Source organism: Micromonospora sp. LOL_023, assembly GCF_048060115.1.
Lineage (GTDB): Bacteria > Actinomycetota > Actinomycetes > Mycobacteriales > Micromonosporaceae > Micromonospora_E.
In genome coordinates this window covers 106270-115630 of sequence record NZ_JBHMIM010000015.1, presented here as the reverse complement: position 1 = coordinate 115630, position 9361 = coordinate 106270, and the positions used below count along the sequence as shown (strand labels likewise).

The following is a 9361-nucleotide window of genomic DNA, read 5'->3' as shown; positions in this document are numbered from 1 at the left end:
GCCTTCGCCGTCTACCGCATCTAACAAACCGTGATCAAATCAGGCATAGAGGAACAACGCCGGGGCCGTGGGCCCAACTCGTCCTCTGTGGCGTCAAACAGCCGACCGGGCACCGGGCAAACTGGGCACGACCTGCTCCGCCATCAGCCGCAACGTACGTTCCGACTCCTGCTGTGACAAGTGGCCGGAGTGGAGATTGAGGCTGACTACCAGATTGTCGCCGAACCGGTTTGCGACCGTAGCCAACTGTTGAGCCACCGTCTCAGGAGTGCCGGCCAAGATCTTGTTCTTCGCCAGCTTCTGATCGAACCCGGCCCGCAGCCGGGTATCGGCGAGCTTTTCGTAGCCAGGGTAGGAGCTGCTGCTCACCCGGCCCCAGCTACTAACCGCCGCGCTGATCGCGGCACCGTTGCGCTCGTCGTCGTACCGACCAATCCGATACGCCTCCTCAGCATCGTCGGCAATGTAGCACGGATAACCCAGATGGACTTCTGCGTCGGACGGATCGCGGCCAGCGTCGGCCCAAGCCGCGCGATATACGCGTAGCGCCTCCTGCATCTGTTCAAGGCTCAGTATTCCGGGGACAAGTTGGAGGCGATGCCCGAGACTTCCTGCGGCCTTGCACGAATCGAGACTGCGTGCGCTGGTGACATATACGGGCGGGTGCGGGCGCTGGACAGTGCGCGGGAGTAAGGTAACGGGGCCAAACGAGTGAAACCGGCCCTCGAATCGAACATTTTCACTTTCCCACAGCGCTTTACATGCTTCCACGCCCTCGTCGAATCGCTCCCGGCTTTCGTCCATCGGCACACCGAACGCCTCGAATTCGTCGGGAAGGAACGCTCGGCCGAAGGCTACGTCCAGCCGTCCGTGTGAGAGGTTGTCGAGCATGGCAAGCTTGCCGGCAAGTTTGATGGGATGGGTGAACGCCGGTATAACGGCGCTGGTACCGATCCGGATTCGGGTGGTCCTGGCGGCGACGGCGGCCAGGAACGTTACCGGGTCGGGGCTGTATCCGCCGTAGGTGAAGAAGTAGTGTTCAACCGTCTTGATGTGGTGATACCCGAGTTCGTCAGCCAGTACCGCGAGCGCGAGGCACTCGTCGTAGTACTGTGAGGCGGCCTTGTCCTGTAGGCCCACCGTCGGGAAAAACGTCACTCCGATTTTCACAGTGCCCTCGCATTGTCAGTCGGATGTCATCGGTTGAGCGGTGTCGGATCGGCCGCCGCGTCGGGCTCAGCCAGCTCCGTCGTAACGGACGATGCGGTGCGCGACCTGCCAGCAGCCGTTCGTCTGGACCAACAGGTCCTCGGCGTATGTGCTGACGTATACCCGGCGTCCGGCACCGGGTGGGACTCCTACCGCGAAGGCGTAGTATCCGGTGCGGAGCGATTGGTCGGAGTCGTCTCCGACCTGGAGCATGCCGAGCCAGTGGCGGCGTTCCGATTTGTCGCCTGCGAGCTGATCGATCCTGCGCTGTGCGGCTATCCGGATTGCCTCGCGACCGCGCAGCGGCTCCACGTCCACGTTCTGGCCGAACACGCCGTCGTCGCAGAAGGTGTCAGCCCAGGCCCGCGCGTCCCCCGCGTCGAGCAGCCGCATTTGTCGAGCGTAGAACTGCTGGACGCCGGCATACAGTTCCATGGTCGTGTTGGCACCGTGTGCTGCCATCGGTAGGATCACGCCCAGCCCTTTCTCGTGGGTTGCGCCCGCGGCGGCCTGTCCGGGATACGGGGAATCGTGTGCCATTCCAACCTTGCAGGCCGATCTCGAACCGTGCTCGAATCTAATCTGAAGACCGCAATGCCACACGGCCATGGCCGGGCAGCCGGTGTGCAGCCTTCGGTGGGCCCGAACCCGCCCGGGCTGGTGCCAGGCCGCCCTTTTCACCGCCGGTGATTGGGGTGGCAGGGGCGTCGGCGAGGGTGATGACTGCGGACAGCGCTGGGCGCGGACTCGAGCGTCACGACACCACGGTGGCATGGCTGGCGGTGTACGCCGCGCCACGTCGAAGGTGCGCCAACTGATGCGTACCAGTTGGCGCACCTTCGGGGCGATCGTGGCGCGGGGGTGAGCCGACACCGGAGTCGTCACCGACCCTGATACCGGCAGGCTGTGGTGCGCCGACCTGTTACATGTCGTGGCACTGGCAACCGGAGCTTTGGACCTGCCATACCGACAGGGATGGAACCAGGCCACCGGCTGCGGTACCCGCCCAGCGCAACACCACCCGCACACTCAGGAACACAGGGTGGGCGCTGCGGAGGAACTGGACGACCTCACCGAAAGCCCAGCAGGCCGACCTGGACTGGATCGCGATCGGACCCATACACGCTATCGGAGATCCATTAGAATGCCTCAGTCAGCCGACATATGGCACGGCTGCCTTGGCAGTCCGCAGCGCATTCGCCCACCAGAGCAACTGGTCCATGAAGGACTTCGCGGCAGTGCTGACCGCCTCTGTCTGGTGCGGCTGGCCCTTCTCGTCGAACTGACTGTGTGCCATGTGGAAGCTGACTGTCTCCCGGATCGTCACCGCCTGCAGTTCCGCGAAGACCAGCCTTAGCTGTTCGACCGCACGAAGGCCGCCTGCCAGACCGCCGTACGACACGAAGCCTACCGGCTTGGCCTTCCATTCCTCGAGGACCGAGTCGATGGCGAACTTCAGCGATGCGGGGTACCCGTGGTTGTACTCGCAGGTGATGACGGCGAAGGCGTCGGCGGCACCGGTCCGCGACGTCAGCTCATTGATCTCAGGAGTCGGTTCCGCCCGGTGCCTGCTGGGAAGATCGAGGTCAGCGAGGTCGATGAGATCCACTTGTACGTCGTACTGCCTGGCTTGATCGACGAACCAGCGAGAAACAGTTTCAGAGAACCGCCCCTCACGAGTGCTGGCGACGATAACGGCGAGACGGATCTGTTTTTCAGACATTGTTTGGCATTCTCCCGAATGAGAAGGGGCGTGGCTACTGTTTGGTGAGGCTGGGCGGGATCAAGTGATCATGGCGACACTGCGTTCTTGACCAGATCGTTGAAAACTTCGATCGGCTTCAGCCAGTTCAACGTCTGATGCGGTCTGCCGTTCAACTCTGAAGCGACCTTATCAAGATCATCCTGGGTGTGCAAGGAAAGATCCGTACCCTTCGGAAAATACTGCCGGAGCAGACCATTCGTGTTCTCGTTGCTCCCACGCTGCCACGGCGAATGCGGATCACAGAAGTAGACCGGCATCCCCGTCCGAACCGTGAAATCAGCATGCCGGGCCATCTCCTTCCCCTGATCCCAGGTCACACTCCCACGCATGAACTCCGGCAACGTCTCCATCTTCGCCGCGAGCAGGAAAGCGACCCGGTCAGCGGTACGGTCGAACGGAATCCGCACCAGCATGACGAAACGGGTGGTCCGCTCGACCAACGTGGCGATCTGGGACCTGTTGCCCTTCCCGATGATCAGATCACCCTCCCAGAACCCGGGCACCGCCCGGTCCTCAGCCTCCACCGGCCGCTCGCTGATGTTCACCATGTCCTTGATGGAACCCCTGGCCACGACAGGACGCGACCGGTTCACCCGCTGCGTACGACCACGCCGCAGCGCCAGCTTCAGCTGCGTCCGCAGCTCCCCACGCGCCTGGAGGTACAGGCACTCGTAGATCGTCTCGTGCGACACCCGCATCTCCGGGTCATCAGGATGATCCACCCGCAACCTCTCGCCGATCTGCCGCGGTGACCACCTCTCCGCGAAACCGTCGTTGACCGCATCGTGCAACCGCCGCGAAGACTCCAGCTTACGTGGCTTCGGTCGCAGACGATTCCCGTCGCAACGCGCCTGCGCCTCGACCGCACGGTAATCCAACGATCCACCGTTGCGTGCGATCTCCCGAGCGATCGTCGAATGGTGCCGCCCGAGCAACCTTCCGATGGACCGAGCCGACGCCGAATCACCACCCCGGCCCAACTCCCGCGAGATCGTTTCTCGCTCCTCAACCGTCAACGGAGAAGACCCGCTCATCTACCACCCCGATCACTCGACACCCAAGATCATTTTGCCGGGTGTCGCCATGACCGTTTGACTCCGCCCTGTCTTCGTTGTCGGTCGTGCTGTGCCAGGCACGCTCCACGTCAGACCAGGTGGCCGGCGCGGCGGGCAACGGGCTGCGGTTGTCTGCCCGGAGACCGTCGAGCAGGATGCCTAGAAACCGCTGCCGGAGGGCAGGATCGCGATTGCTGTGAGCCGCCCGCAGTTCCCTGAGGGTATGCAGGAGCAGTACCAAGTCGTGGGCGTTGACGTCCGGCCGTAGGCTGCCGTCGCGCTGGGCGTACTCGACGAGTCGCTGCACCGCCTCGCGGGTGCGCTTGCTCGCCTGGAGAACCTCATCGGTCACCGTGAACGGGCCGGTCAGCCGGGGCGAGCCGTCCACGCCAGCCTCGACGCACGTGTCGATGAACCCGGTCAGCCCAGCCCAGGAGTCCGACGTCTGGACGGCTGCCTCGGCCGCCTGTCGAGTGTCGTCCATGTCCGCGAGTGACAGCTCGCGCATGAGGTGACTCTTGCTGGGATACCGGCGATACAGGGTGCCCATTCCAACACCGGCACGCTCGGCGATGACCGAGACGGGCGCGTCGGGTCCCAGCTCGCTGAAGATTGCGCGAGCGGCGGCCAGGATCCGGGTGTCGTTGCGGCTGGCGTCGGCGCGGCGCACGGGCGGCTTGTCTGGGGTGGACACGTCCCGATGCTAGCACGGAGTCGAGCGTTCCGCTCTCTTTGGGTCACCACGCCAAGCCCCCGTTCACCTCGAGCACGTGCCCGTTGACGTACGAGCTTTCGGCGCTGGCAAGGAACACGGCGGCGGCGGCAACCTCCTCGCCCAGCCCGGTCCGCCCCATGCTGAGCTTGCCCCGGAAACGCAGCCAGACCGCCTCGTTGCGCTGCAACGCGACGCCCATCCCCTCATCGATGAAGCCTGGCGCGAGGCAGTTCGAGGTGATTCCCCGAGGTGCCAGCTCGAGAGCGACACTGCGGGTGAACGCCTCGATAGCGGCCTTCGTCGCGCAGTAGGGGGCGGCACCGGCGACCGCTCGGCTAGCCAGCACTGACGACATCGTGATCACGCGCCCCCCGTCCGATCGCTCGAGGTGTTCAACCGCTGCCTGGACAGAGTTGAACACTCCGGTGAGGTTGACGCTGAGCACCTCGTTCCACTGCTGAGTGGACAGCGCCGTGATCGGACCGGGGATACTGATCCCGGCGTTGGCGACCAGGATGTCCAGACCACCGAACTGCTCGGAGGCTGTCTTTATCAGCTCGGCGGTGGCCTGTGGGTCCCGTACGTCGGTCGGGTGGAAGGCAACTTGGCTGGCGCCCGCTTCGAGCAAAGCAGCAGCCGCGCTCGCGTCCCGGCCGGCGATCATGACACTCGCCCCCTCTGCCAGGTACCCCTCAGCGATCCGGCGGCCGAGTCCACGGGTGCCGCCGGTGACGACGGCGACCTTTCCTTTGAGCCGCACTTTTGCCCCCTGTCCGTTGTCGTACGCCACCTGGGGTCTCAGGCTGCCCGGACCACCTCTGTCTTGGCTCGAGGAAGGCTGGTGCTCCCTTGGACCGATGACCGTCGGATCCGTTGGGCGTCTCGACCGGTCCTCCAGCCGGTGTCGACCGTCACCGGGCTTCATGGTGGCGGTGTCCGCGAGGGGCGCGCCGGAAGGCGGTGGACAAATGGGCGTGGTCGCACCGGAGCGGTCGGTTGCTGACGTCACACGGTCGTGGTGGTACGGGGCTCCGCTGGCCGCGCTTGTCGTCACGGCACCCTTCGTCGTGGCGCGTGTGATATGGATGCCGGATTCTGGGCTAGAGATAGCCGCCCACCACGGAACGCCGATCGGGGCCTACCCGGCAGTCGGCTGGTTGAGCGAGTATCCCGTCTTGGTAGGCGCCGTGGGGCTGTTACTGCTGCCCTTTCTAGGAGTCCCATTGATCTTCCCGCGGATTTACGTGGCCAACGCCCGTGGCATCCGCATACCCGTGAGCTATGCCGCCGGATCCGCGTTCGTCGGCGCGGCGGTAGCCGGTTTGGTCAGTTGGATCGCGGCCGGTGGTGCGGCAGTCGCGGCCGATGTATCGCCGGCCATGGTCGGCGTGCACGTACTGGTGGCGGCCCGGTACTGCTTCCTTCTCGGGCTCGTTTTTGGGGTCCTGGCACTGATCCAGGCCCGTTGGCACACCACGTTCCCGACCCGGGACAACGAGGCTCGGGTCGCAACAGCAGATAGTCACCGCTAGGAGAGTAATGCTTAACCGACGAGAAATTATCAAGCTGGGCGCGTTGGGCTCGGCCGTGCTTGCCCTTCCAGTAGACCGAGTCCTCCGCGCGACCGTCGGAGAGCCGACGGCAGCCCCGAGCGTGGCCACGCCCTTCTCTGTGCGTATGCCGATTCCTGCGGTGCTGCGGAGAACGGGAGTTACCGCAAATACGGACCATTACGAGATCCGCATTCGAGAGGTCCAGGCGGAGTTGGTGCCGGGTCTCCTGACCACCGTACGCACCTATAATGGAGAGTTTCCCGGCCCTACGATCCGTGCCTTCCGTGGTCGCCGGACGATAGTGCGACAGGTCAACGAACTCGGACACAATGTCGCGGTACACCTGCACGGAGGCCATGTCCCGCCTGGCGAGGACGGTCACCCGCTCGATGTCATCCCGCCGGGTGGCAGCCGTACCTATCGATACCCTAACGAGCAGCGTGCTGCCTCGTTGTGGTACCACGACCACGCTCACCACCACGAGGCGGTGAACGTCTACCACGGTCTGAGCGGTGCCTACCTGCTGAGCGACCCAGACGAAGCTCGGCTGCGGCTGCCGTCCGGGCGGTACGACGTGCCGTTGCAGATCCGCGACGCGCGGATCGAGGAGGACGGAACTCTGACATACACCAGGGCCAGTGCCCGTCCGCACATGCTAGTGAACGGCAAGGAACGGCCGTTCTTTCCGGTAGCGGGACGCAAGTACCGGCTTCGCCTGTTCAACCACTCCATTGACAGGTACCTCAACCTGGGTTTGTCGGACAACTCTGAGTTTCTCCAGATCGCTTCCGACGGTGGTCTGCTGACCGCGCCGGTCTCCACCACAGCGGTCAAGATCAGCGCTGGCGAGCGGGCCGATATCGTTGTTGACTTCTCCCGGTTCGCCCCCGGGGCCAGCGTCTATCTGCGGAACTCCGACGCCCTGTCGACCGAGAATGCCGACGTCCTGCGATTCGACATCGGGGCCGGAGTGGTAGATCGAAGCCGTGTGCCAGCGCACCTGGCTGATATTCCGCCGTTGCCCGTAGCAACAGTTTCTCGGAGCTTCGTCCTCGACCTGGATCCCGAGCGCAACATGCACGTCATCAACGGGCAGGGTTACGATTCGGCGCGGGTCGACGTCTCGACTCGCCTCGGCACGACGGAGATCTGGAGCATACGGAACGCGGAAGCAGCTATACCGCCACCGAACTTTCACGTTTCGCACAACTTTCACACCCACCTCGCGCAATTCCGGGTGCTGGACCGTGACGGCGTACCGCCCGGTCCGGCCGAGGCAGGGCTAAAGGACACGGTGTTCGTCCCCCCGGGCTCGACTGTCCGGATCGCCGTTACCTGGTCCGGCTACACCGGGCAGTACGTTTACCACTGCCATCAGCTTCAGCATTCAGTCGAGTCGATGATGGGCACGATCGAGATCACTCCCTGACCGGAGGGCCAACCCGCCGATACCCAGCCGTTGATCGGGACTCGACGACGGCCTACGCCGAGCGCGACCACTTGCCGGCCGGGGCGTCGCCGATCGGTTGGCTACCCCCGCCGGAACGACTCCTCGACAGGCTGTCGACGGTGCCCAGAGTGAGTTGACTGCCCTGCCGCAGCCAGGATTGGTCGCCCATCGACATCAGTGATCTTGACGGATTGCCGCCGCCGCTCCGGCTGTTCGGATAGCAGCGGCGGCAAATTCAAGCCATCCTGCAAGCTTCCCTCACGCCTTGCTCTGGCTGTCGATCACTTGTCGCGCGGCGGCAGGAGCGACAGGTGCTCGTTCCGGACTAGATCGTGGCGCAGCGCAGTCGAGACGAGCGCCTCGCGCTTCCACCTGATGCGTGTAGTGGAGGAGTCGACGTAGATGTAGTTGCGTAGCTTTTTCTCGGCCAGGTAGTCGATGTGATAGTTGATTGCATTTCGAGTCAGCCTGCTCCATCCGGAGATTGGGCGCAGCCGCTCGATCACTTCCGGCATGCTTGGCACGCCGCTGGGCCAGTCCCCGAGCAAACGTGGCTCGCAGAGCGCGACCAGCACAAGGAAGTACTTGCGTCGAGTGTTCAAGCCCACACATCTGGAGGAGGAGGGTGACATGATCTTTGCTGTGTTCACCCGCGGGGCGGATGTGGATAGTACGTTCAGGCTCTGTGGGCCGCAGTTGCCTGGCACCACTACGCGGGACATTTCGAACGGAACCGGCGCGGCGTCCCGGCAGGCTGCTACCTTTACGTACTCGCCGGGATCGGCGAGATTCTCCACCAGGTATGTCGTGGTGGCGTTGAAGTTGGACAGGAGCCAGTAACCCTTTGCCGCTGTGATCTGGCCAGCGGCAAGTGTGGCCAGCTCGTCCTGCCTTCCTACGGCGAGGGAACCGGCCCCCCGGCGATAGCCGAACTCGAGTACTTCCCCGGGGTCCAGGCGTACAGTCTCGGAGGTCCGGTTGGAATCCACCCGGGGCTGGGGAACTTGGACGATGACGTGCTGCACGGCACCTCCGAACGCCAAACCCGCTGGGAGCGGAAGCAGGCGCAGTGTTGAGTGTGGGCTGATCTCCGCCCGTGCGAATCCTCAGTATACGCCAAACGTATCGATTGGATGCGATGGAGGTTGTTACGTACTCCACCCGAGCATCGATGGCCTGCGTCGATCTCGCATTGGCGCAGGTCACCTACGGGTGGACGTGATGATCCCGGCGTTCGGAGTGGTCGGGTGGCGTGGAAGATGCAGATTGAGTCCTGACGGTTGTCAGGGTAACGACAGGTGCTGAGGGGTACCCAGGGTGAACGATGCCCTCGGCAGATATCGGTCAAGGTGTACATTTGATACTATTTGTCTTGGCGGAACGTGGGCAATAGCGGTTGTGACCTGAAGTCCGTCACTTTGGGTAGCTAGAGGGTGCCTGCTTGCGGTCGGGTGGATCTGTCGCCTAGATTGAGAGGTAGTTGGATCTGCAGTGACTTCGTGGCGGGCAGAAATCTGTGTCGATGGTGATGCGTTTGGAGCACCTACTGTCCCGAATCGGCCTTCTTGATCGTTTTCCGCGGGTTGTCGCTGAGGCGGTGCGCCGTTCTTCTTC

At 63.7% G+C, this 9361-nt stretch carries 9 protein-coding genes; 2 read left to right on the top strand and 7 right to left on the bottom strand.

Going from position 1 to position 9361, the window contains the following annotated elements; translation table 11 throughout:
- Positions 1-93: 93 nt before the first annotated feature.
- The 6 genes from ACFHVL_RS11000 to ACFHVL_RS10975 form a co-directional block, all read right to left on the bottom strand.
- Complete coding sequence (locus tag ACFHVL_RS11000) at positions 94-1170, bottom strand: LLM class flavin-dependent oxidoreductase (RefSeq protein ID WP_416627476.1); 1077 nt, start codon at positions 1168-1170, stop codon at positions 94-96.
- A 66-nt stretch (positions 1171-1236) separates the two neighbouring features.
- Positions 1237-1671, bottom strand: a complete 435-nt coding sequence (locus tag ACFHVL_RS10995) for a nuclear transport factor 2 family protein (RefSeq protein ID WP_416627475.1) — start codon at positions 1669-1671, stop codon at positions 1237-1239.
- Between the two features lie 691 nt (positions 1672-2362).
- A complete protein-coding gene (locus ACFHVL_RS10990) occupies positions 2363-2932 on the bottom strand; it encodes an NADPH-dependent FMN reductase (RefSeq protein WP_416627473.1) in 570 nt (189 codons plus the stop codon).
- Positions 2933-3000: 68 nt separating this feature from the next.
- Positions 3001-4008, bottom strand: coding sequence for an IS30 family transposase (locus ACFHVL_RS10985; protein ID WP_416627472.1), 1008 nt, complete (start codon positions 4006-4008; stop codon positions 3001-3003).
- Positions 3980-4723, bottom strand: coding sequence for a TetR/AcrR family transcriptional regulator (locus ACFHVL_RS10980; RefSeq protein WP_416627470.1), 744 nt, complete (start codon positions 4721-4723; stop codon positions 3980-3982). The genes ACFHVL_RS10985 and ACFHVL_RS10980 overlap by 29 nt, the downstream gene beginning before the upstream one ends.
- Positions 4724-4766: 43 nt before the next feature.
- Positions 4767-5504, bottom strand: a complete 738-nt coding sequence (locus ACFHVL_RS10975; RefSeq protein ID WP_416627468.1) for an SDR family NAD(P)-dependent oxidoreductase — start codon at positions 5502-5504, stop codon at positions 4767-4769.
- Between the two features lie 463 nt (positions 5505-5967).
- Here ACFHVL_RS10975 and ACFHVL_RS10970 point away from each other — a divergent pair, with 463 nt between their 5' ends.
- Positions 5968-6276: a hypothetical protein gene (locus ACFHVL_RS10970; protein ID WP_416627466.1), complete on the top strand. Its 309-nt coding sequence runs from the start codon at positions 5968-5970 to the stop codon at positions 6274-6276.
- A gap of 7 nt (positions 6277-6283) precedes the next feature.
- Complete coding sequence (locus tag ACFHVL_RS10965) at positions 6284-7726, top strand: multicopper oxidase family protein (RefSeq protein ID WP_416627464.1); 1443 nt, start codon at positions 6284-6286, stop codon at positions 7724-7726.
- A 302-nt stretch (positions 7727-8028) separates the two neighbouring features.
- Here the strand turns inward: ACFHVL_RS10965 and ACFHVL_RS10960 are convergent, their stop codons facing one another.
- Positions 8029-8772 carry a hypothetical protein gene (locus ACFHVL_RS10960; protein WP_416627462.1) on the bottom strand — a complete coding sequence of 248 codons (744 nt, stop codon included), beginning with the start codon at positions 8770-8772 and terminating at the stop codon, positions 8029-8031.
- Positions 8773-9361: the final 589 nt, after the last annotated feature.